Source organism: Streptomyces durmitorensis (assembly GCF_023498005.1).
Classification (GTDB): domain Bacteria; phylum Actinomycetota; class Actinomycetes; order Streptomycetales; family Streptomycetaceae; genus Streptomyces; species Streptomyces durmitorensis.
The window spans coordinates 4518289-4540823 of the sequence record NZ_CP097289.1 but is presented as its reverse complement, the minus strand read 5'-3'; the positions used below and the strand labels follow the sequence as shown (position 1 = coordinate 4540823).

At 71.9% G+C, this 22535-nt stretch carries 16 protein-coding genes and 1 pseudogene; 16 read left to right on the top strand and 1 reads right to left on the bottom strand.

Going from position 1 to position 22535, the window contains the following annotated elements; all coding sequences use genetic code 11:
* Nucleotides 1–285 precede the first annotated feature (285 nt).
* The 7 genes and pseudogenes from ssd to M4V62_RS20310 all read left to right on the top strand — a co-directional run.
* Nucleotides 286–1428: a septum site-determining protein Ssd gene (gene ssd / locus M4V62_RS20340; RefSeq protein ID WP_249588672.1), complete on the top strand. Its 1143-nt coding sequence runs from the start codon at nucleotides 286–288 to the stop codon at nucleotides 1426–1428.
* Nucleotides 1425–2600 (top strand): TadA family conjugal transfer-associated ATPase, encoded by a 1176-nt coding sequence (locus M4V62_RS20335; RefSeq protein WP_249588671.1) that lies wholly within the window; start codon nucleotides 1425–1427, stop codon nucleotides 2598–2600. Before ssd ends, M4V62_RS20335 begins: the two co-directional genes overlap by 4 nt.
* Complete coding sequence (locus tag M4V62_RS20330) at nucleotides 2597–3478, top strand: type II secretion system F family protein (protein ID WP_249588670.1); 882 nt, start codon at nucleotides 2597–2599, stop codon at nucleotides 3476–3478. Before M4V62_RS20335 ends, M4V62_RS20330 begins: the two co-directional genes overlap by 4 nt.
* Nucleotides 3475–4257, top strand: coding sequence for a type II secretion system F family protein (locus tag M4V62_RS20325; protein ID WP_249588669.1), 783 nt, complete (start codon nucleotides 3475–3477; stop codon nucleotides 4255–4257). The genes M4V62_RS20330 and M4V62_RS20325 overlap by 4 nt, the downstream gene beginning before the upstream one ends.
* A gap of 107 nt (nucleotides 4258–4364) precedes the next feature.
* Entirely contained in the window at nucleotides 4365–4580 is a 216-nt protein-coding gene (locus M4V62_RS20320) for a DUF4244 domain-containing protein (RefSeq protein ID WP_249588668.1), read from the top strand.
* On the top strand, nucleotides 4567–4959 hold the full coding sequence (locus tag M4V62_RS20315) for a TadE family type IV pilus minor pilin (RefSeq protein ID WP_249588667.1): 393 nt from the start codon (nucleotides 4567–4569) through the stop codon (nucleotides 4957–4959). Before M4V62_RS20320 ends, M4V62_RS20315 begins: the two co-directional genes overlap by 14 nt.
* Nucleotides 4956–5297 (top strand): annotated as a pseudogene (locus M4V62_RS20310) (Rv3654c family TadE-like protein); the annotation flags it as partial. The gene M4V62_RS20315 and the pseudogene M4V62_RS20310, both read left to right, overlap by 4 nt.
* Nucleotides 5298–5600: 303 nt before the next feature.
* Here the strand turns inward: M4V62_RS20310 and M4V62_RS20305 are convergent.
* Nucleotides 5601–8054: a DEAD/DEAH box helicase gene (locus M4V62_RS20305; RefSeq protein WP_249588666.1), complete on the bottom strand. Its 2454-nt coding sequence runs from the start codon at nucleotides 8052–8054 to the stop codon at nucleotides 5601–5603.
* Nucleotides 8055–8134: 80 nt separating this feature from the next.
* Between M4V62_RS20305 and bldG the strand changes: the two genes are divergently transcribed.
* From bldG to M4V62_RS20260, 9 genes are all read left to right on the top strand, one after another.
* Nucleotides 8135–8476 carry an anti-sigma factor antagonist BldG gene (gene bldG, locus M4V62_RS20300; protein WP_003975386.1) on the top strand — a complete coding sequence of 114 codons (342 nt, stop codon included), beginning with the start codon at nucleotides 8135–8137 and terminating at the stop codon, nucleotides 8474–8476.
* Nucleotides 8477–8589: 113 nt separating this feature from the next.
* Nucleotides 8590–9027, top strand: a complete 438-nt coding sequence (locus tag M4V62_RS20295; RefSeq protein WP_249588665.1) for an ATP-binding protein — start codon at nucleotides 8590–8592, stop codon at nucleotides 9025–9027.
* Nucleotides 9028–9328: 301 nt separating this feature from the next.
* Nucleotides 9329–11737: a sodium-translocating pyrophosphatase gene (locus tag M4V62_RS20290; RefSeq protein ID WP_249588664.1), complete on the top strand. Its 2409-nt coding sequence runs from the start codon at nucleotides 9329–9331 to the stop codon at nucleotides 11735–11737.
* 198 nt (nucleotides 11738–11935) lie between these two features.
* Complete coding sequence (locus M4V62_RS20285) at nucleotides 11936–12517, top strand: small secreted protein (protein ID WP_249588663.1); 582 nt, start codon at nucleotides 11936–11938, stop codon at nucleotides 12515–12517.
* Between the two features lie 176 nt (nucleotides 12518–12693).
* A complete protein-coding gene (locus M4V62_RS20280; protein ID WP_249588662.1) occupies nucleotides 12694–14226 on the top strand; it encodes a DUF7059 domain-containing protein in 1533 nt (510 codons plus the stop codon).
* Nucleotides 14227–14527: 301 nt separating this feature from the next.
* On the top strand, nucleotides 14528–14725 hold the full coding sequence (locus tag M4V62_RS20275; protein WP_249588661.1) for a hypothetical protein: 198 nt from the start codon (nucleotides 14528–14530) through the stop codon (nucleotides 14723–14725).
* Nucleotides 14726–15021: 296 nt separating this feature from the next.
* The gene (topA, locus tag M4V62_RS20270) at nucleotides 15022–17853 is read left to right on the top strand and encodes a type I DNA topoisomerase (RefSeq protein WP_249588660.1); all 2832 of its coding nucleotides are present in this window, start codon (nucleotides 15022–15024) and stop codon (nucleotides 17851–17853) included.
* A 118-nt stretch (nucleotides 17854–17971) separates the two neighbouring features.
* A complete protein-coding gene (tmk, locus tag M4V62_RS20265) occupies nucleotides 17972–21106 on the top strand; it encodes a dTMP kinase (RefSeq protein WP_249588659.1) in 3135 nt (1044 codons plus the stop codon).
* A 181-nt stretch (nucleotides 21107–21287) separates the two neighbouring features.
* Nucleotides 21288–22493 carry a DNA polymerase III subunit delta' gene (locus tag M4V62_RS20260; protein ID WP_249588658.1) on the top strand — a complete coding sequence of 402 codons (1206 nt, stop codon included), beginning with the start codon at nucleotides 21288–21290 and terminating at the stop codon, nucleotides 22491–22493.
* The last annotated feature ends 42 nt before the right edge of the window (nucleotides 22494–22535 follow it).

The window sequence follows — 22535 nt, the reverse complement described above, 5'->3', positions numbered from 1 at the left end:
GGCCGTTTCGGCGATCTTTTCGCATGTCCAAGATCCGTGACTGTGCGTAGTCGTCAGGCTGCTCTGCGGAAGTCTCCGAGATGTCACCGGTATGGGTGAAGGGGATATTCACAGCCCCCGCCTTGTCCACAGTTATTGACCAAGATCCACACGTTATCCAGGACCGCTGCACGCTGATTCCGCTCGTTCCACACGCGAAGTTCATGGCCGGATTGCTTTGGCCGGCTCATCGCTCATGTGGAACGCGGCATTCAACGGGCTTGCAGTGAGAGGGGGCTGGGGATCGTGGCTCGAGTGATTACGCGTGACGGGTCGGCGTCGTCCGATGGACGGCAGGGCGGACCGCTGATCGTCACGGAAGATGAGGACCTGCTGGACGACCTGCTGCGGCTGTGCGCCGCCGCGGGGGCGCGGCCCGAGGTGCGGCACGGCGTGCCGGAGGGCAGAGGCGGCTGGGACGCGGCGCCGCTCGTCCTCGTCGGCGACGACGCGGTGGACCGGGTGCGGGGAGCCGGGCGCAGGCGCGGGGTCGTGCTGGTCGGGCGCGATCAGGACGACTCCGGGGTCTGGCAGCGCGCGGTGGAGATCGGCGCCGATCATGTGCTGGTCCTGCCCGACGGCGAACGATGGCTGGTGGACCGCATCGCCGATGTCGCCGAGGGCGTGGGGCGGCCCGCGCTCACGGTGGGAGTGATCGGCGGGAGCGGCGGGGCCGGTGCCTCGACGCTCGCGTGCGCGCTTGCCGTCACGGCGGCCCGCGCGGGACGGCGCACGATGCTGGTGGACGCCGACCCGCTGGGCGGCGGGCTCGACGTGCTGCTCGGAGGCGAGGCGGCCGACGGGCTCCGCTGGCCCGCCTTCGCCCAGTCCAGGGGCCGGGTCGGCGGGGGCGCGCTGGAGGAGTCGCTGCCCGAGCTGCATGCCCTGCGGGTCCTGAGCTGGGACCGGGGCGATGCGGTGGTCATCCCGCCCGAGGCCATGCGGGCGGTGATCGCCGCCGCCCGCAGGCGGGGCGGGGTGGTGGTCGTGGATCTGCCGCGCCGCGTGGACGAAGGAGTGGCCGAGGCGCTGGCCCAGGTGGATCTGGGGCTCCTGGTGGTGCCTGCGGAGCTGCGCGCGGTGGCGGGGGCCCGACGGGTCGCGTCGGCGGTGGGCATGGTGCTGCGGGATCTGCGGGTGGTGGTCGGCAGCGGCGGCACAGGCCGCGCCGGGGGCGGCGGACTCGACGGCCTCGGCGGCTTCGACGCGGAGGAGGTCGCGCGACTGCTCGGGCTGCCGCTCGTCGGTGAGCTGCCACGGGAGGCGGGTCTGCCGGGCGCGATGGCCGCGGGGATGCCGCCGGGCGGCGCCGCGCGGGGGCCACTCGCCCGGTTCTGCACGGCCTTCTGGGAGCGCGTTCCGGTCGATGCCACGGGAGGCGGCTCATGAGCGCCGTCGTCGGGGCCAAGATGCTGGACGGGGTGCGCCAGTGGCTCGCGGAGAGCGGCACGGAACCGACCCCGGCCCGCGTGGCCGAGGCGCTGCGGGCCCAGGGCAGGGTGCTCGGCGCCGCGGAAGTCCTGGGCGCGGCGGCACAGCTGCGCTCGGAGCTGGTGGGCGCGGGCCCGCTGGAGACACTGCTCGCGGACGACTCGGTGACCGATGTGCTGGTGTCGGCGCCCGACCGGGTGTGGGTGGACCGAGGCGGGGGCCTGGAGCTGACCGGGGTGTCCTTCAAGGACGCGGCGGCGGTGCGGCGGCTCGCACAGCGGCTCGCGGCCGTGGCCGGACGCAGGCTCGACGACGCCAGGCCCTGGGTGGACGCACGGCTCCCGGACGGGACCCGGCTCCACGCGGTGCTGCCCCCGGTCGCCGTCGGCTCGACCTGCCTCTCCTTGCGTGTCGTACGCCCCCGGGCCTTCACCCTCGCGGAACTGACCGCGGCGGGGACGGTGCCGCCGGGCGGGGACCGGGTGCTGCGGGCCCTGCTCGACGCCAGGCTCTCGTACTTGATCAGTGGCGGGACGGGTTCGGGCAAGACGACGCTCCTGAGCGCGCTCCTCGGCCTCGTCGGGCCGGGTGAGCGGATCGTGCTCGCCGAGGACTCGGCGGAGCTGCGCCCCGATCACCCGCACGTGGTGCGACTCGAAGCCAGGCCCGCGAACCAGGAAGGAGCAGGCCGCGTCGGCCTGGACGACCTGGTGCGGCAGGCACTGCGCATGCGTCCCGACCGGCTGGTCGTCGGCGAGGTGCGGGGCGCGGAGGTGGTCCATCTCCTGGCCGCTCTGAACACGGGCCATGAGGGAGGTTGCGGCACGGTCCATGCGAACGCCGCGGGGGACGTGCCGGCCCGCCTGGAGGCGCTGGGGACGGCAGCCGGGCTCGACCGCGCCGCACTGCACAGCCAGTTGGCGGCCGCGCTGTCGGTGGTGATCCATCTCGCACGGGACCGGACGGGGCGGCGGCGGATCGCCGAGGTGCATGTCCTGGAGTGCGATCCGTCCGGCCTTGTGGTGACGGTGCCGGCGCTGCGGTGGGGCGAGAAGGAGTTCGTCCGGGAGCGGGGTGGGGAGCGGCTCGACTCGCTTCTGGCAGGCGGCGGTTGGAGTGGTGGGGGATGAGTGCGGTGGGGGTGGCGGCGGCCGTGTGCGCGGGGAGCGCGGCCTGGCTGACGGTCGGTCGGGACCGCGGGCTGCGCCGGGCGCGGGCGGTGCTCGCGGGCGGTGGCGAGGCCGGTCCGGGGGATGCGGCGTGGCGGCGGGCGATGGCCCGCGCCACCGGTCGGGTGCGGCACGAGTGGTGGGCTCTGGCAGGCGGGGCGGCGGTCGCGCTGCTCGGGGATTCGATCGTGCCGCTGGTCCTGGGGGCGGCAGGGGTGCCGCTGATACGGCGCGTGCGGCGGGCCAGGGACGCGCGGCTCGAAGGGGAGCGCCGGGCCGCCGCGGTGATCGCCTTGTGCGGGGCGCTCGCGGGGGAGGTGCGGGCGGGACGGCAGCCGGGGGAGGCGTTGAGGGCTGCGGCTGGTGGTGACCTCGGGCTTGCTGATGCCGGGGCCGGGGCCGGGGCCTGGCTCGGGGAGGCGCGGGCCGGGGTCCTTGCGGCGGCGCGGTTCGGCGGGGATGTGCCGGGGGCGCTTGAGGCGGCGGCGCGGGAGCCGGGGGCGCAGGGGCTGCTGGGGCTCGCGGCGTGCTGGCGGGTGGCGGTGGACCGCGGCGCCGGGCTCGCGGCGGGGCTCGAACGGCTGGAGGGCGCGCTGCGGGCGGAGCGGGATCAACGCGGCGATCTGCGGGCCCAGTTGGCCGGTGCGCGGTCGACGGCGGTGATGCTCGCGGGTCTGCCGGTCCTCGGGCTGCTCATGGGGAGCGCGCTCGGTGCGGCGCCGCTGCGGGTGTTGCTGCATACGGGTCCGGGGCTCGGATGTCTGGCGGTGGGCGGGGTGTTGGAGGGCGCCGGCGTGTGGTGGGCGCTGCGGATCGTGCGGGGGGCGGAGGAGCGATGAGCGTCGTTGTCCACGAGCTGGGGGTGGCCGTGTGGGGTGCGGTGGCCGTGCTGTGGCTGGTGTCCGCGGTCCTTGCGGCGCGGCGGGAGCGTGCGGTGCGGGGGCGCTCGGAGGGCGTGCTGGGGGTGGTGGAGCGGCCGCCGGGTGGTGTGTCGAGGCGGTGGTTGCGGTGGCGGGGCGTGGGGCCGGGGTGGCCTGCGGTGGCCGGGGCCGTGAGTGCCGGGTGGGTTCTGGTGGGCGGTGTTCCGGGGTTCCTGGTGGGGTTGGGTGCCGGGTACGGGGTGTGGCGCTGGTGGCGTGGGCGTGACGTCCGTGTCGCGGAGTTCGACACCGCGGAGGCGGCTCGGCAACTGCCTTTGGCGGCCGATCTGTTGGCGGCATGTGTCGCTGCGGGCGCGGGTCCTGTCGTGGCCGCCCAGGCTGTCGGTGACGCGCTGAAGGGGCCGGTCGGGGAGCGGCTCGCGCAGGGAGCCGCGGAGGTGCGGCTCGGGGGTGAACCAGCCGACGCGTGGCGGAGGTTGGGCGCGATACCGGGCGCGGGGGCGCTGGCCCGCCTGCTGGAGCGGGCGGGGGAGTCGGGGGCTCCGGCGGCGGAACCGGTGGCACGCCTCGCTGCAGAGTGCCGCGCGGAACGGAGCCGTGCGGCGACGGCTGCGGCGCGCAGGGCCGGCGTGCTGATGACAGTGCCGGTGGGGCTGTGCTTCTTGCCCGCGTTCATCGCGGTCGGGGTGCTGCCTGTGGTGATCGGCCTGGCGGGTGGGTTGCTGAGCGGCATCTGAGCGGGTCGGTGACCGATTGGCTCGACGGCCGGGTCGTGCGACGGCCGAGTGGTTGGACGGTGGCTTCGTGAGGCGTGGCTGCCGTGATCTGAACGGAACGAAATTCCATGGGGGTTGAGATGTGGGGACAGCTGTGTGCGCGGGCGTTGCGGTGCAGGGCGCGTGCGGTGCGGAGGGACACGGGGATGGTCACTTCGGAGTACGCGATGGGTCTCATCGCGGCGGTGGGGTTTGCCGGACTGCTCTACAAGGTGGTGACGAGCGGGCAGGTCAGGGCGGCGCTGCAGGCGGTCGTGGAGAAGGCGCTCGATGTCCAGTTCTGAGCGGGCGCGTGGCGGCCGGGGCCGCCACGGGGACCAGGGGTTCGTGACGGCTGAGGCGGCCGTGGTGCTGCCCACGCTCGTGCTGTTCACGATGGCGTTGGTCTGGGTGTTGCTGGCCGCGTCCGCGCAGATCCAGTGCGTGGACGCGGCGCGGGCCGGGGCGCGTGCGATGGCCCGGCAGGACCCCGAGAGCGCGGCCGTGGCGGCGGCTCGGCAGGCGGCGCCGCGTGGTGCGTCGGTGGCCGTGCGGCGGGACGGAGACCTGGTGCGGGTGGAGGTCGCGGCGGACTCGCCGGGGCCCGGAGCACTTGGGCTCGGGCTGCGGGTGCGGTCGGAGGCGGTGGCGTTGGCTGAGGAGACGGTGGGGGTGGGCGCGTGAGGGGGCGGGGCGGATTCCGGACCGCGGGGACCGCGTCGGACCGGGGAGCCGCCACGGTGTGGGTCGTCGTCGTGATGGCCGTGCTGTGCGTGGTCTGCGGCGCGGTCCTCGCGATGGGCCAGGTGATCGTCGCCCGCCATCGAGCGGGCGGTGCGGCCGACTTGGCGGCGCTTGCGGCCGCTGACCACTGGACGGAGGGGCGTTCCGGGGCGTGCGCCAAGGCCGCCTGGGTGGCCGAGGCCCAGGGGACGCGCCTCGCGCGGTGCGCGGTGCACGGCGAGGTCTCGGACGTCACCGCGGCGGCGGACTTCGGCCCGTTCGTGACGGAGGTGAGATCCCGGGCGGGTCCGGCGGGTCCGGCGGGTCCGGCGGGTCCGGCGAGCGGGGCGAGTGCGGCGAGTGCGGCGGGTCGGGCGGGTCCGGCGGCACCGGCTGGCCCGGCACGCCCGGTTGCCCAGGCGCCGGCAGCGGGGGCTGTGACGCACGCCGGGGGGCGGGCGGCCGTGCGGTCAGCGCGAGCCTCTGGAGGGCTGCCTGGCCCCCCTGTGGCGCCTGCTGGGCGGAAGTCTGAGGTGCGGGCGGGGCGCTTAGCCCCGGGTCGGACAGGTGACGGCATCGCGCCGCCGGTCGGCAGATGCCGCTCAGGGGGCGGGTGCGTCCTTGAGCAGGGTGGACAGGAGGCGGACGGCGCCGCGTTTGTGCAGGGGGTCGTTGCCGTTGCCGCACTTCGGGGACTGGATGCAGGACGGGCAGCCGGCCTCGCACTCGCAGGAGGCGATGGCCTGGCGGGTGGCGGTCAGCCACTCGCGGGCCGTGTGGAAGGCCCGCTCGGCGAAGCCCGCGCCGCCCGGGTGGCCGTCGTACACGAAGACGGTCGGCAGGAGCGTGTCCGGATGCAGCGGCACGGAGACACCGCCGATGTCCCAGCGGTCGCAGGTCGCGAAGAGCGGCAGCATGCCGATGGAGGCGTGCTCGGCGGCGTGCAGGGCGCCGCCGAGGATCTCCGGATTGACGCGGGCGGCGTCCAGTTGGTCCTCGGTGACCGTCCACCAGACCGCGCGGGTGCGCAGGGTGCGGGGCGGCAGGTCCAGCTTCGTCTCGCCGAGGACCTCGCCGGTAATGAGCTTGCGGCGCAGGAAGGAGACGACCTGGTTGGTGACTTCGACGGAGCCGTAGCAGAGGCGGCCGGAGCCCCAGGGGATCTCGGTGTCCGTCTCCAGGATGGAGATGGCCGTGGTGTCGCGGGCGGTCGTGGAGTACGGCGGCCCTGCCTCCTCGACCAGGGCGACCGAGTCCTCCAGGTCAAGACGGCGCACGAGATACGTACGGCCCTGGTGGAGGTGGACCGCGCCCTCGTGGACGGCGGTGTGCGCGGCGGACGCGTCGACGGTGCCGAGCAGCCTGCCCGTGCCCTCCTCGACGATCTGGACGGGCTTGCCGCCCTCGCCGCGGATGTCGGTCAGGTCCGCGGCCCGCTCCCTGCGGGTCCAGTGCCAGGCCTTCGTGCGGCGGCGCAGCAGCTTCGCGGCCTCCAGCTGCGGGATCAGCTCCTCGGTGGCGGGGCCGAAGAGGGTCAAGTCTTCGTCCGTGAGCGGCAGTTCCGCGGCGGCCGCGCAGAGGTGGGGCGCGAGGACGTACGGGTTGTCGGGGTCCAGGACCGTCGACTCCACCGGCTGCTGGAACAGCGCTTCGGGGTGGTGGACGAGATACGTGTCCAGCGGGTCGTCGCGGGCGACCAGGACGGCCAGCGCGCCCTGCCCGGAGCGCCCGGCGCGGCCCGCCTGCTGCCAGAGCGAGGCACGGGTGCCGGGATAGCCGGAGATGATCACGGCGTCCAGCCCGGAGACGTCGACGCCGAGTTCGAGGGCGGTGGTGGCCGCGAGGCCGAGGAGTTCGCCGGAGTGCAGGGCACGCTCCAGGGCGCGGCGTTCCTCGGGGAGATATCCGCCACGGTAGGCGGCCACGCGGCGGGCGAGGGAGCGGTCGACCTCGGCGAGGTGTTCCTGGGCGATCACCGCGATCAGCTCGGCGCCGCGCCGGGAGCGTACGAAGGCGACCGAGCGCACACCCTGCACGGTCAGGTCGGTAAGGAGGTCGGCCGTCTCGGCGGTGGCGGTGCGGCGGACGGGGGCGCCCTTCTCGCCGTGGAGTTCGGTGAGCGGGGGTTCCCAGAGAGCGAAGACGAGGTCGCCGCGGGGCGAGGCGTCGTCGGCGACCTCCTTCACGGGAAGTCCGATGAGGCGTTCCGCGGAGACGGCAGGATCGGCGGAGGTGGCGGAGGCGAGGAGGAAGACGGGATCGGAGCCGTAGCGGGCGCAGAGGCGGCGCAGGCGGCGCAGGACCTGGGCGACGTGGGAGCCGAAGACGCCGCGGTAGGTGTGGCACTCGTCGATGACGACATAGCGCAGGGCGCGCAGGAAGGAGGACCAGCGGGGGTGGGACGGGAGTATCCCGCGGTGCAGCATGTCGGGGTTGGTCAGGACGTAGTTGGCGTACTGACGTACCCATTCGCGTTCTTCGACGGGGGTGTCGCCGTCGTACACGGCGGGGCGGATCGCGTTGCCCAGGGGCGCCGCGAGTTCGCGCACCGCGCGGCGCTGGTCGGCGGCCAGGGCCTTCGTGGGGGCGAGGTACAGCGCGGTCGCGCCGCGGCCGTTGGGGGCCTCGGAGCCGTCCAGGAGGGCCGAGAGGACGGGGGTGAGATAGGCCAGCGACTTTCCCGAAGCGGTTCCGGTGGCCACGATGACCGACTCGCCGTCCAGGGCGTGCTCGGCGGCGAGCGCCTGGTGGGTCCAGGGGTGCTCGATCCCGGCCGCCTGGACCGCGGATACGACCTCCGAACGGATGCGATCAGGCCAGACTGCATATCGTGCCTCGCGCGGGGGCAAGTGCTCCGTATGAGTGACGCGCGAAGCACGGCTCGGCCCCGCGGTCAGCCGGTCCAGGACCGCCCGTGGAGACGTGCGTACCGGGGCGCCCGAGGAGGGTCCGCCCGGTGGAGAAAAGTTGGCCATCGGCACCGAGTGTGTCACTGGCGGGATGGACAATGGTCCCAAGGCGTCGTGCACGCCTGCCGGTAAGTGATTGAATGCCATCGCGGCTGGCGATCCGTCCCGGGGGCTCTGCCGAGGTGTCCCAAGGGATGACCGCTCGATAGCAAGGTGCTGGAGGATCCGTGGACCTGTCCCTGTCGACCCGTACCGTCGGCGATCGTACGGTCGTCGAGGTCGGTGGAGAAATCGACGTTTATACCGCGCCCAAGTTGCGCGAACAGTTGGTCGAGTTGGTGAACGACGGCAGTTTCCACCTGGTCGTCGACATGGAGGGCGTGGATTTCCTCGACTCCACCGGACTCGGCGTGCTGGTCGGCGGCCTGAAGCGGGTGCGTGCCCATGAGGGCTCGCTGCGCCTGGTCTGCAACCAGGAGCGCATTTTGAAGATCTTCCGCATCACCGGCCTGACCAAGGTGTTCCCCATTCACACCTCGGTCGAGGAAGCGGTCGCGGCCACCGACTGAGAGCCGGATGCCCCGGGTCGGCTGCTTGTCCGGCCCGGGGGTGGCAGAACAGCAGGGGCCCGGGCCCTCGGCCCGGCCCTCTGACAGCACGCGCGTATGTCCGAGGGGGATGCATGGCCACCGTTGAACTCCGCTTCAGCGCGCTGCCCGAGCACGTCAGGACCGCCCGGCTCGTGGCGGCGGCGGTCGCGCGCAGGGCCGGAGTGGACGAGGCCGTTCTCGACGAGGTCAGACTCGCGGTCGGCGAGGCCTGCACGCGCGCCGTGGGGCTGCATCAGAGCAACGGTGTCGCGACGCCGGTGCGGGTCGCCCTGATCGAGGACGAGAAGCAGTTCTCCATCGAGGTCGGCGACGACGCCCCCCACGCGACTCCCGGCGACCGGGCAGCTGGCGCGGGGCCCGGTGCGGGCGACGAGCTGGACGCCGAGGGCGAGGACGAGATGGGTCTCGCCGTCATCAGCGGGCTCGTGGACGACGTGGAGGTCACCGCGGGCGAGGGCGGCGGTCTGATCCGCATGACGTGGCCGACGACCCCGGCGCCGCTTCTCTGACCCTGCGAGGGCTCTCTCCCCGGCTCGACCGCGGTACGAAGGTCTTGCTCCCGATCCGGGAGCAGGGCCTTTTTTCTTTGTGGATCTTTTGTGGATCATTGCCCCAGTCAATTGCCTCGGGACCACCGACCATCGTCAACGCTTTTGGGGCATTACTGCTTTCGGGGTCAGTCTGCGGTCGCGATCATTTGCTGGGAAGCAATCTCTAGCCAATTCCGTTTGCGGCGCTCTGTTTTGATCAGGTTCCGCTCCCTACAATCCGTCCACATCTTGAGCTCACCCCAGGCGTCAAGGAGGACGAATGGCGGGGCTTTCTACCCCTCATCAGTTTGATCACCCCACAACCTTCGCAGCCGCAGTACTGACCGACGACAACCGCCTCATCGTGATGGTCATCGCGGCCGTCGCGATCGCGGCTCTCGCGGTCGCCTGGGTGCTCGTACGCCAGGTGCTCGCGGCCGACGAGGGCACCGACAGCATGAAGAAGATCGCCAAAGCGATCCAGGAGGGCGCCAATGCCTACCTCGGCAGGCAGTTGCGCACTCTCGGTGTTTTCGCCGTCGTGGTGTTCTTCCTGCTCCTGCTGCTGCCCGCAGACGACTTGAATCAGCGTGCCGGCCGATCGATCTTCTTCTTGATCGGTGCGGTGTTCTCGGCGACCACCGGCTATATCGGCATGTGGCTCGCCGTACGCAGCAATGTTCGTGTGGCGGCAGCCGCACGAGAGGCCACTCCGGCGGAAGGTGAACCCGAAAAGGATCTCACCGCCGTTTCGCACAAGGCCATGAAGATCGCTTTCCGCACGGGCGGCGTTGTCGGCATGTTCACCGTGGGTCTTGGCCTTCTGGGCGCCTCCGCTGTGGTGCTGGTCTACGCGGCCGACGCGCCGAAGGTCCTCGAGGGGTTCGGCCTCGGGGCGGCGCTGATCGCGATGTTCATGCGTGTGGGCGGTGGCATCTTCACCAAGGCCGCCGACGTCGGCGCCGACCTGGTCGGCAAGGTCGAGAAGGGCATTCCGGAGGACGACCCGAGGAATGCCGCGACCATCGCCGACAACGTGGGCGACAACGTCGGCGACTGCGCGGGCATGGCCGCCGACCTCTTCGAGTCCTACGCGGTGACCCTGGTCGCCGCGCTCATCCTCGGCAAGGTCGCGTTCGGAGACTCCGGACTCGCCTTCCCGCTGATCGTCCCGGCGATCGGCGTCGTGACGGCGATGATCGGGATCTTCGCGGTGGCCCCACGGCGCTCCGACCGGAGCGGCATGACGGCCATCAACCGCGGATTCTTCATCTCCGCGATCATCTCCCTGGTGCTCGTGGCGGTGGCGGTCTTCGTCTACCTGCCGTCCTCGTACGCCGACCTGGACGGCGTCACGGACGCGGCGATCGCGGGTCACGACGGGGATCCGCGGGTTCTCGCGGTCGTCGCCGTCGCGATCGGCATCGTCATGGCCGCGCTGATCCAGCAGCTCACCGGGTACTTCACGGAGACCACCCGGCGTCCGGTGCAGGACATCGGCAAGACGTCGCTCACCGGCCCGGCCACCGTCGTTCTGGCCGGAATCTCGATCGGGCTCGAATCGGCCGTCTACACCGCGCTCCTGATCGGGCTCGGCGTGTACGGGGCGTTCCTGCTCGGTGGTACGTCGATCATGCTCGCCCTGTTCGCGGTGGCGCTCGCCGGAACCGGCCTGCTCACCACGGTCGGCGTGATCGTCGCCATGGACACCTTCGGTCCGGTCTCCGACAACGCGCAGGGCATCGCCGAGATGTCCGGTGACGTCGAGGGCGCCGGCGCGCAGGTGCTCACCGACCTGGACGCCGTCGGCAACACCACCAAGGCCATCACCAAGGGCATCGCCATCGCCACGGCCGTCCTCGCGGCCGCGGCGCTCTTCGGCTCGTATCGCGACGCCATCGCGACCGCGGCCAAGGACGTCGGCGAGAAAATGGGCGACGGCGCCCCGATGAACCTGGTCATGGACATCTCGCAGCCGAACAACCTGGTCGGCCTGATCCTGGGCGCCGCGGTCGTCTTCCTCTTCTCGGGGCTCGCGATCAACGCGGTGTCGAGGTCGGCCGGAGCAGTGGTCTACGAGGTGCGGCGGCAGTTCCGCGAGCACCCCGGGATCATGGACTACTCCGAGGAACCGGAGTACGGGCGCGTCGTCGACATCTGCACCAAGGACGCGCTGCGCGAGCTGGCCACGCCAGGTCTGCTCGCCGTGCTCACGCCGATCGCGGTCGGCTTCTCGCTCGGCGTCGGCGCACTCGGCTCGTTCCTGGCGGGCGCGATCGGCACGGGCACGCTGATGGCGGTCTTCCTCGCCAACTCCGGCGGCGCCTGGGACAACGCGAAGAAGCTCGTCGAGGACGGCCACCACGGCGGCAAGGGCAGTGAGGCCCACGCCGCGGTGGTGATCGGCGACACCGTCGGTGACCCGTTCAAGGACACCGCGGGCCCGGCGATCAACCCGCTCCTGAAGGTGATGAACCTGGTGGCGCTGCTCATCGCGCCCGCGGTCGTCCAGTTCAGCTACGGGGATGACGCGAGCGCGGGGATCCGGGCACTGATCGCGGTGCTCTCGATCCTGGTCATCATCGGCGCGGTGTACGTCTCCAAGAGGCGGGGCATCGCCGTGGGCGACCAGGAGGACGGTGGTGCGGAGCGAGTAGGTAACTCGGCTGACCCGGCTGTGGTTTCGTAACACCGGGTCAGACTCTGCCCAACACAGGGGCGGGCGGCGCGTCTTGACGCGGCGTCCGCCCTTTGTGCGCCCGGTGAATCTCTCGTGAGCCTTCTCTCGCGCTCTCTGCTTGGTGCAAATGGCTTCAATAGGGGTGGTACCGGACCCCCGGCATGCGGTTGTAGCCCAGTTGGCGTGTAAGTTCCGGGGCCGAGAGCCATGGAAGGGACCAATCCGGTGAACAAGAAGCTTGCAGCCGCACTGTCCGGCGGTGCGGTACTGGTACTGGCGCTGTCGGGCTGCAGCGACGACGGCAACGAGAAGCTGGACTCCTGGGCCAAGGACGTCTGTGACTCGGTCCAGCCGCAGTCGAAGAAGATCGCCGCCGCCAATGCCGCGATCCAGAAGGAGACCTCGGACAACAGCTCGCCGGAGGACGTCCAGAAGACCGACTCCAAGGCGTTCCAGGACATGTCCGACGCCTACAAGGCGATGGGTGCCGCGGTGAAGGACGCGGGCGCCCCGCCGGTCGACGGCGGTCAGAAGAAGACCGACGACGCGGTCAAGGAACTGAACGCCATCTCCAAGTCGTACGGCGACCTGAAGAAGAAGGTCGACGGCCTGGACACCAAGAACCAGGCGGACTTCGCGGACGGCCTCAAGTCCGTCGCGGGCGAGCTGGACAAGCTGAGCAAGAGCGGTAACGAGGCGCTTGAGAAGCTTCAGGAGGGTGAGGTGGGCAAGGCGATGAGCAAGCAGGACAGCTGCAAGTCGGCTAGCGCTACGCCTTCCGCCGCCTAGGGGTTGCCCCTTCGCTTTGCCTCGCTGCCCCGGAGCCTGGGGACTACCCCCCGGTGCCGGGGCAGCGTTGCGTCTGGCTGTTGCCCGGCAGCTTCGGGGCTGTGCCCACCCGTTCCGCCCTGCGGAACGCCTGCCCACAGCGGCGGATACGAGCGGATGCGGGTCACAATGAAGGGGTGAGTATCGCTAGCGCCCCCCTGCCCTCGTCCGATCGTGCCGATGTCTGTGCCCAGTTGCGGGAAGCCCTGCTGGCGGCCGACTTCACCGCTGATGGGCTGCTCGAGCTGCTCGGGGCGCCTGCCTACACGGCGCTCGCGCGCAGCGAGACCGTGCCCGCGCTGCGGGCCACCCGCGGCGAAGGGCCGCTGGAGACGCTCGTACGCCTCTTCCTGTTGCAGCGTTCCGTGCCGCACGCGCGCGTGGCGGCCGTTCTTCCGGTCGGCCCTCTACTGGAGAGCGGTTGGCTCTCCGCGGCGGACGGCGAGGGCGCGCTGAAGGCGACCGTGGACCTGCGGCCCTACGGCGGGCCGAGCGGTGAGGACTGGTTCATCGTCTCGGACCTGGGGTGCGCGGTCGGCGGCGCCGGCGGCATCGGCAGCCATGACGAAGGAGTCGTCCTCGGTGTCGGCGGGGCCTCGACGACGCTCGCGGGGCTCACGGTGCGTACGCCCGTGGCCAGCGCTCTCGACCTCGGTACCGGCTCAGGGATCCAGGCGCTGCACGCCGCACAGCACGCGACCCGGGTGACCGCGACCGACCTCAACCCCCGTGCGCTGCACATCACGCGGCTCACCCTCGCGCTCTCCGGGGCGCCCGAGGCGGACCTGCGGGAGGGTTCCCTCTTCGAACCCGTGGGCGAGGAGACGTACGACCTGATCGTGTCCAATCCGCCCTTCGTGATTTCTCCCGGGGCGCGGCTCACCTACCGCGACGGCGGGATGGGCGGGGACGATCTGTGCCGGTCGCTCGTTCAGCAGGCGGGGGAGCGGTTGAACGAAGGGGGGTATGCGCACTTCCTCGCCAACTGGCAGCACGTGGACGGTGAGGAGTGGACCGAGCGGCTCCGGTCCTGGGTGCCGCGCGGGTGCGACGCGTGGATCGTCCAGCGCGAGGTGCAGGACATCACGCAGTACGCCGAGCTGTGGCTGCGGGACGCCGGGGACCACCGGACGGATCCGGAGGAGTACGCGGCGCGGTACGACGCGTGGCTCGACGAGTTCGAGGCCCGCAAGACGCGCGCGGTCGGCTTCGGGTGGATCACACTGCGCAAGTCCACGGCAGGGGCGGGCTCCGCCGAGCCGTCCGTGACCGTGGAGGAGTGGCCGCACCCCGTCGAGCAGCCGCTGGGCGAGACGGTGCGGGAGTTCTTCGCGCGGCAGGACTTCCTGCGGGCGCACGACGACGCCGCGCTGCTCGCGGGGCACTTCAAGCTCGCGGACGGGGTCGTGCAGGAGCAGGTCGGGCTGCCCGGCGCCGAGGACCCGGAGCACGTCGTGCTGCGTCAGCAGCGCGGGATGCGGCGGGCCACCAAGGTGGACACGGTGGGCGCGGGCTTCGCCGGTGTGTGCGACGGGACGCTGAGCGCCGGGCGGATTCTCGACGCGATCGCCCAACTGGTGGGGGAGGACCCCGTATTGCTGCGGGACCGCACGCCCGCGCAGATCCGGCTCCTCGTCGAGCAGGGCTTCCTGGAGCCGGTCGGCGCCTAGCCGGCTCACCGGACGCCGCGAGGGGCGGGCCGTTGGCGGTACGCGTACGGCGTGTCTCGTACGTTTCGCGGACATCGGTCCCCCGTTGTGGGTGGGATGGATGGGCGTCGGCGACCGCTGGACGTACATCGAGAAGGTGGACTGTGCGAACCAGCTCCGAGGCGACCGGATCCGGTCGAGTTGGACCCGGCGCCGGTCGGTGATTTCGGCCGGGCGCTCTCCGTTCACCCGGGGTTCGCGCCCCGGCTTCCCGGGCGTGCAAGTTTCCCAAGCCGGGAACTCAGTACGGGGAGGCAATGCCATGGAGAGCGGACCAGCGATCTTCGCGGGATCGGTATTCGCGCTGTTCGGAGCGGGGCTGCTGCTGTGGACCGGGGCACGCGTGGCGCACCGCTCGCCGGTCGCCCACGGTGTGAACCCTGTCGCATCGGCGACACTCGCGGCGCTCGCCGGATCGGGCGCACTGGTGCTCGGAGTGTGGTGTTTCACTCGGTTGTGACGGGAGGCGGCCGGTGGCCGCGGGGCGCGTACGGGCCGTAGGCCCGGCGCCGGTGCCGAGCCGGTGGTGAAGCCGGTGGTGAAAGGGCAGGTCGCCACTCCGGGCGGCAGGAATGGCGGTAGTCGGGTTACCGTTCGAGTGGCCGTTGCGGGCTTTTCCCGTTTGACACGGGGGCGGGATGTACCGTCACACTCCGCAGCGTCAGCGCAACGCAAGCGCACCGAGCGAGGCCACGCAGCAGGGCCACGAGGCCACGCAGCACGGCCACCGAGCACCGACCGGAGAGAAGAGCGAAGTTGTCCCCGACCAGCGAGACCGCAAAGGGCGGCCGCCGACTCGTCATCGTCGAGTCGCCTGCCAAGGCGAAGACGATCAAGGGTTACCTCGGCCCCGGCTACGTAGTCGAGGCGAGCGTCGGGCACATCCGCGACCTCCCCAACGGCGCCGCGGAGGTACCCGACAAGTACACCGGCGAGGTGCGCCGTCTCGGCGTGGACGTCGAGAACGACTTCGAGCCCATCTATGTCGTGAACGCCGACAAGAAGGCGCAGGTCAAGAAGCTCAAAGACCTGCTGAAGGACTCCGACGAACTCTTCCTCGCCACCGATGAGGACCGCGAGGGCGAAGCCATCGCGTGGCACCTCCTCGAGGTCCTGAAGCCCAAGGTCCCGGTCAAGCGCATGGTGTTCCACGAGATCACCAAGGCCGCGATCCAGGAGGCCGTCGCAAGCCCCCGCGACCTCAACAAGCGCATGGTCGACGCCCAGGAGACCCGCCGCATCCTCGACCGTCTCTACGGCTACGAGGTCTCGCCGGTCCTGTGGAAGAAGGTCATGCCGCGCCTGTCGGCCGGCCGCGTCCAGTCCGTGGCGACCCGCCTCGTCGTCGAGCGTGAGCGCGAGCGCATCGCCTTCCGCTCCGCCGAGTACTGGGACCTGACGGGCACCTTCGGCACCGGCCGCACCGGTGACGCCTCCGACCCCTCGCAGCTGGTCGCGCGCCTCACCACGGTCGACGGCAAGCGCATCGCGCAGGGCCGCGACTTCAGCTCCGTCGGGCAGCTCAAGTCCGACACGCTCCACCTGGACGAGGCGAACGCCCGCTCGCTCGCCGCGGCCCTGGAGAACACCCGGTTCGCGGTCCGCTCCGTCGAGTCCAAGCCCTACCGCCGCTCTCCGTACGCGCCGTTCCGTACGACGACGATGCAGCAGGAGGCCAGCCGCAAGCTGGGCTTCGGCGCGAAGGCCACGATGCAGGTGGCCCAGAAGCTGTACGAGAACGGCTTCATCACCTACATGCGTACGGACTCCACGACGCTGTCCGACACGGCGATCACCGCCGCTCGCGCCCAGGTCACGCAGCTGTACGGCAGCGACTACCTGCCGGACAAGCCCCGCACGTACGCGGGGAAGGTCAAGAACGCGCAGGAGGCGCACGAGGCGATCCGTCCTTCGGGTGATCGTTTCCGCACACCCGCCGAGACCGGCCTGACCGGCGACCAGTTCCGGCTCTACGAGCTGATCTGGAAGCGGACCGTCGCCTCCCAGATGAAGGACGCGGTCGGCAACTCCGTCACGGTCAAGATCGGCGGCACCGCCGCCGACGGCCGCGACGCCGAGTTCAACGCGTCCGGCAAGACCATCACCTTCCACGGCTTCATGAAGGCGTACGTCGAGGGCGCGGACGACCCGAACGCCGAGCTCGACGACCGCGAGCGCAGGCTCCCGCAGGTCAGCGAGGGCGACGCGCTGTCCGCCGACGAGATCTCGGTCGACGGCCACGCCACCAAGCCGCCGGCCCGCTACACCGAGGCCTCGCTGGTCAAGGAGCTCGAAGAGCGCGAGATCGGCCGCCCGTCGACGTACGCGTCGATCATCGGCACGATCCTCGACCGCGGCTACGTCTTCAAGAAGGGCACGGCACTGGTGCCCTCCTTCTTGTCCTTCGCCGTGGTCAACCTCCTGGAGAAGCACTTCGGGCGGCTCGTCGACTACGACTTCACCGCCCGCATGGAGGACGACCTCGACCGCATCGCGCGGGGCGAGGCGCAGGCCGTGCCGTGGCTGAGGCGCTTCTACTTCGGCGAGGGCGACGACGCGGGTGCCGCGTCCAGCGCGGGCAACGGCGACGGCGACCACCTCGGCGGGCTCAAGGAGCTGGTGACCGACCTGGGCGCGATCGACGCCCGGGAGATCTCCTCCTTCCCCGTCGGCGAGGGCATCGTGCTGCGGGTCGGCCGCTACGGCCCGTACATCGAGCGCGGTGAGAAGGACGCGGAGGGCCATCAGCGTGCCGACGTGCCCGACGACATGCCGCCGGACGAGCTGACCGTCGAGTACGCCGAGGAGCTGCTCGCCAAGCCGAGCGGCGACTTCGCGCTCGGCACCGACCCCACGTCGGGTCACGAGATCATCGCCAGGGACGGCCGGTACGGCCCGTACGTCACCGAGGTGCTCCCCGAGGGCACTCCGAAGACCGGCAAGAACGCGGTCAAGCCGCGGACGGCCTCGCTCTTCAAGTCGATGTCACTCGACACGGTGACGCTGGCGGACGCCCTGAAGCTGATGTCCCTGCCGCGTGTGGTGGGCGCCGACGCCGAGGGTGTCGAGATCACCGCGCAGAACGGCCGCTACGGCCCGTATCTGAAGAAGGGCACGGACTCGCGCTCCCTGGAGGCCGAGGAGCAGCTCTTCAACATCACGCTGGAAGAGGCCCTCGCGATCTACGCCCAGCCCAAGCAGCGCGGGCGGGCCGCCGCCAAGCCGCCGCTGAAGGAGCTCGGCGAGGACCCGGTCAGCGGAAAGCCGGTCGTCGTCAAGGACGGCCGCTTCGGGGCGTACGTCACGGACGGCGAGACGAACGCGACGCTGCGGGCCGCCGACAGCGTCGAGGACATCACCCCCGAGCGTGGCTACGAACTGCTCGAGGAGAAGCGGGCGAAGGGCCCGGCCAAGAAGACCGCCAAGAAGGCGGCGAAGAAGGCCCCGGCCAAGAAGACCGCCGCCAAGAAGACGGCTGCCAAGAAAACGGCCGCCAAGAAGACGACGGCCGCGAAGAAGACCACTACGAAGACCGCGGCCGCCAAGAAGACCGCGGCTTCGGCAGCGCAGGCGTCCGACTCCGAGTAGCCGAGTAGGCAGCCGCGTACGTCACCTGGTGACGGCGCTGTGAATGTGTGAACCGAAGGGGCGCCCGTTTGTTCGGGCGCCCCTTCGGTGTGTCACACCGGGCGGATAGGCTGGACGGATGACGCGTGCCGAGCAGCCAACGGTCGGAAACCCGGCCCCCGACGACGCCCTGGTCGCAGATTCCCGAGAGCGTGCTGTCCGCGCCTTGCTGCGCGTGCCGCAGCTGAAGCGCCTCTGGAGCGCCCAGCTCGTCGGCGGTGTCGGCGATGCCCTCGCCCTCCTTGTCCTTGTGGTGCTCGCGCTGCAAGCGGCCATTGCCGAGGGGGCGTTCGGGGGCGGCTATCGAGGAGTCGCGTTCGCGGTCACGGCCGTCTTCGGAGCACGCGTTCTCGCGACGCTGCTCTTCGGGGCGGTGCTCCTGGGGCCGCTGAGTTCGATCACCTCACCGGACGGGCCGCTCGACCGGCGCTGGACGATGCTCGTGGCGGACGGTCTGCGGGTCGGACTCCTGATCGTCGCGCCGCTGTGGATCGACTGGACCCCGGACAACGCCCTTGCGATGCTGCTCGTCACCGCCTTCGTGATCGGCGTCGCCGAGCGCTTCTGGACGGTCTGCCGGGAGAGCGCGGCGCCCGCGCTGCTGCCCGCGCCGCCCCTGGAGGGCGCCACCGTGCGGCCGCTGCCGGACCACATGGACGCACTGCGGCGCCTGTCGCTGCGTACGGGATTCGTGGCGCTGCCCCTCGCGGCCGCCACGCTCGTCTTCGTCACGCTGATCGGCAACCTCCTCGGCACCGGGCTCGAGTGGTTCGAGGTGCACCAGGCAGGGCTCGGCTCGTTCGTCGCCGCGGGCCTCTTCGCCGCCTCCCTGTCGATCGTCTACTTCCTCGAACTTCCCGCCACGCAGACGCCACGCGCGCGTAGCCCGCTCGAAGGACTGCGCAGGCCGCGCACCGGCAGCGGTACCGACAAGGGCCGTACCGGCGCGATCCCGCTGCTCGTCGCCGCCTGTGCCGCGATCGCCGGGGCCGTCGCGGCCGCCGTGGCCGTCGCCGTGCTGCACGCCAAGGACCTGGACGGCGGGCCCGTCACGTACGGCCTGATCGTCCTCGCACTCACCGGCGGCACCGTCGTCGGCATCCGCACCGCGCCGTCCCTGCTGCCCACGCTTCCGCGCCGCCGGCTGCTCGCGCTCGCGATCGCCCTCACCGGTGTCGCGCTGCTCGCCGCGGGCCTCGTGCCTGACCTGACGACCGTGCTGCTGCTCCTGGTGCTCACCGGCGTCGCCGCGGGCATCGCCGCGCACACCGGGCACGCGCTGCTCGACCAGGAGGTCGAGGACTACCGCAGGGCGCGCACGACGGAACACCTCCAGGCGGTCGTACGCCTCTTCGTCGCGCTCGGCGCGCTCATCGCCCCCGTGGTCGCGGCGGCCATCGGCCCGCACCGCTTCGTCAACGGCAAGTTCGTGTTCGACCACGGAGGCGCCGCCTTCACGCTGATGCTGGTGGGCGCGCTGCTCCTGCCGGTGGCCGCGCTGGTGCTTGCCAAGATCGACGACCGGCAGGGAGTGCCGCTGCGGCACGACCTGCGGGACGCGCTGCGCGGCGGCGACGACCCGGAGCAGGGGATCGCGGCCACGGGCTTCTTCATCGCCCTGGAGGGCGGCGACGGCGCGGGCAAGTCCACGCAGGCCGAAGCGCTCGCCGAGTGGATCAGGGCCAAGGGCCACGAGGTCGTCGTGACGCGCGAGCCGGGAGCCACGCCGGTCGGCAAGCGGCTGCGGTCGATCCTGCTCGACGTGTCGTCGGCAGGCCTGTCGCACCGCGCCGAGGCACTTCTGTACGCCGCTGACCGTGCCGAGCACGTGGACACGGTCGTTCGTCCCGCCCTTGAGCGGGGCGCGGTCGTCATCTCCGACCGGTACATCGACTCGTCCGTGGCGTATCAGGGAGCGGGGCGCGATCTGTCCCCGACCGAGATCGCCCGCATCTCGCGCTGGGCGACGGCGGGGCTCGTGCCGCATCTGACGGTGCTGCTCGACGTTTCTCCGGAGGCGGCCAGGGAGCGGTTCACCGAGGCGCCCGACCGTCTTGAGTCGGAGCCCGCCGAGTTCCACACGCGCGTGCGGTCCGGTTTCCTGACCCTCGCCGCGGCCGACCCGGGCCGGTATCTGGTGATCGACGCCGCCCAGGAGCCGGAGGCGGTCACGACCGTCGCCCGGCACCGGCTCGACCTGATGCTGCCGCTCTCCGAGGCCGAGGTGAAGGCGCAGGAGGAGGCCCGCAAGGCGGCCGAGGAAGAGGCGCGCCGCAAGGCCGAGGAAGAGGCCGCGCGCAAGGCCGAGGAGGAGCGGATCGAGCGCGAGCGCCAGGAGCAGCTCGCCAAGCTCCGCGCCGAGGAGGAGGAGCGGGCGCGCCGCGAGCTGGAGGAGGCGCAGCGCCGCGAGGCCGAGCGCCAGGCCGAGGAGGCCAGGCAGCGCGCCGAGGAGGCGAAGCGCCGGGCCGAGGAGGAGCAGGCCCGCCTGCTCGCCGAGGAGAAGGTGCGCGCCGCCGAGGAGGCGCGCCGCCGCCGGGAGGCGGAGGAAGAGGCGCGGCTCCGGGCCGAGGCGGAGGAGCGTCGCGTCGAGAAGCAGCGCAAGGCCGAGGAAGCCCTGCTGCGGGCCGAGGAGGCGCGGCGCTTGGCGGCGGCTTCGGCGGCGGCCGCGGCTGCTGCTTCGACGGCTGCTGCTTCGGCTCCGGCACCTTCCGCGCCCCGCCCGAAGCCGGCTCCGGCTCAGGCTCCGGCCGCGTCCCCCTCGGATGCCGTGCCGGACAACGAGACGACGGTGCCCACTCCCGTGGTGAAGCCCGGTGCGCCGACGCCGGGTGCGGCCGACGAGACCGCGGTGCTCCCGTCGGTACGGGACACGTCCGCCTCGGAGGAGACCGAGGTGCTGCCGCAGCCGCCGGTGCCGGGGGCTGCCGACGAGACCGCGGTCCTGCCTCCCGTACGGGAGGACAAGGTGCCGCCGGGGTACTTCCGCGACGAGCGTCCGGCTCCCGCACCCGACGGCGGGGGTGGGAACGACCGGACCCGTGAGCTGCCCCAGGTCGACGAGCACGGAGCTCCTCGGCAGCGGCCGCGCTCGGACTGGGCGGAGGAGACTCCGCTGGATGATCTGCCTTCGCTGGCCGATGAGTTGCTGGGCGATCCGGACGAAGACGAGGGCGGCCGCGGGCGCGGCCGGGGCCGGGGCCGGAACGGGCGCTGAGCCTCACTGCACGGGCGCCCCGCAGGACATCCTGCGGGGCGTCCTGCGTTGTCAGTGGCGTGCTCCACAATGAATGCGACAGCGCGGGGTGCGACGTGCGAGGTACTGGATACGACGCGGCGACGCGAGTGCAAGAGCAAGTGCAAGAGCAAGTGCAAGAGCAGGGCGGAGGCGGTGACCGATGACCGTATGGGACGACCTGGTGGGCCAGGATCGGGTGAGTGAGCAGCTCGGTGCCGCCGCCCGGGACGCCGACACGCTGGTCACCGCCGTGGCCACGGGCGCTCCGCGGCCCGAGGCGTCGAAGATGACGCACGCCTGGCTGTTCACGGGACCGCCCGGCTCCGGGCGGTCCACCGCCGCCCGCGCCTTCGGTGCCGCGCTCCAGTGCACCAGCCCGGACCGCGCGCTCGGCGGCGCCCCCGGCTGCGGCTTCTGCGACGGGTGCCACACGAGCCTGGTCGGCACGCACGCCGACGTCGAAGTGGTGCGTACGGACCTGCTGTCCATCGGCGTCAAGGAGACCCGTGAGCTGGTCAGGCGGGCCCAGATGTCGCCCGCGGGCGGCCGCTGGCAGGTCATCGTCCTGGAGGACGCCGACCGCCTCACCGAGGGCGCGGGCAACGTCCTGCTGAAGGCCGTGGAAGAGCCCGCCCCGCGCACCGTATGGCTGCTCTGCGCGCCCTCGCTGGAGGACGTGCTGCCCACCATCCGCTCCCGCTGCCGCCATCTGACGCTGCGTACGCCTCCGGTGGACGCCGTCGCGGACGTGCTCATCCGGCGTGACGGCATCGAGCCGGACGTCGCCGCCGCCGCCGCGCGCGCCACGCAGGGGCACATCGGCCGCGCCCGCCGCCTCGCGACCGACCCGCGGGCGCGCGAGCGCCGCGCCGCCGTGCTCAAGCTGCCCCTGCGCGTGGAGGACATCGGTGGCTGCCTCAAGGCCGCGCAGGAGCTGATCGACACGGCGGGCGACGACGCGAAGCAGGTCGCCGAGGAGGTCGACGTCAAGGAGACCGACGACCTGAAGGCGGCCCTCGGCGCGGAGAAGGGCGGCCGGATGCCGCGCGGCACTGCGGGCATCATGAAGGAGCTGGAGGACCGGCAGAAGCGCCGCAAGACCCGTACGCAGCGCGACAGCCTCGACCTCGCACTCATCGAGCTGACCGGCGTCTATCGGGACGTGCTCACCCTGCAGCTCGGCTCCCGCGTGGCGCTGGCCAACACGGAGGTGCTCGACATGCTGGAGCGCCTGGCGCGTGGCACCTCGCCGGAGTCCACACTGCGCCGCATCGAGGCGATCGGCGCCTGCCGCACCGCACTGGACCGCAACGTGGCGCCGCTGCTCGCGGTGGAGGCGATGGCGGTGGCGCTGCGGGCGGGCTAGGCGGGTCAGCCCGGGAGCGGTGATCGGCCGAGGGGGGGCAGA

Coding starts and splice junctions, on each gene's coding strand:
- M4V62_RS20295 (WP_249588665.1), top strand. CDS start 8,590: ATGGCCACCGTTGAACTCCGCTTCAGCGCGCTGCCCGAGCACGTCAGG.
- M4V62_RS20335 (WP_249588671.1), top strand. CDS start 1,425: ATGAGCGCCGTCGTCGGGGCCAAGATGCTGGACGGGGTGCGCCAGTGG.
- M4V62_RS20315 (WP_249588667.1), top strand. CDS start 4,567: ATGTCCAGTTCTGAGCGGGCGCGTGGCGGCCGGGGCCGCCACGGGGAC.
- M4V62_RS20290 (WP_249588664.1), top strand. CDS start 9,329: ATGGCGGGGCTTTCTACCCCTCATCAGTTTGATCACCCCACAACCTTC.
- M4V62_RS20320 (WP_249588668.1), top strand. CDS start 4,365: ATGGGGGTTGAGATGTGGGGACAGCTGTGTGCGCGGGCGTTGCGGTGC.
- M4V62_RS20330 (WP_249588670.1), top strand. CDS start 2,597: ATGAGTGCGGTGGGGGTGGCGGCGGCCGTGTGCGCGGGGAGCGCGGCC.
- tmk (WP_249588659.1), top strand. CDS start 17,972: ATGACGCGTGCCGAGCAGCCAACGGTCGGAAACCCGGCCCCCGACGAC.
- M4V62_RS20325 (WP_249588669.1), top strand. CDS start 3,475: ATGAGCGTCGTTGTCCACGAGCTGGGGGTGGCCGTGTGGGGTGCGGTG.
- M4V62_RS20275 (WP_249588661.1), top strand. CDS start 14,528: ATGGAGAGCGGACCAGCGATCTTCGCGGGATCGGTATTCGCGCTGTTC.
- M4V62_RS20260 (WP_249588658.1), top strand. CDS start 21,288: ATGACCGTATGGGACGACCTGGTGGGCCAGGATCGGGTGAGTGAGCAG.
- M4V62_RS20305 (WP_249588666.1), bottom strand. CDS start 8,054: ATGGCATTCAATCACTTACCGGCAGGCGTGCACGACGCCTTGGGACCA.
- M4V62_RS20285 (WP_249588663.1), top strand. CDS start 11,936: ATGGAAGGGACCAATCCGGTGAACAAGAAGCTTGCAGCCGCACTGTCC.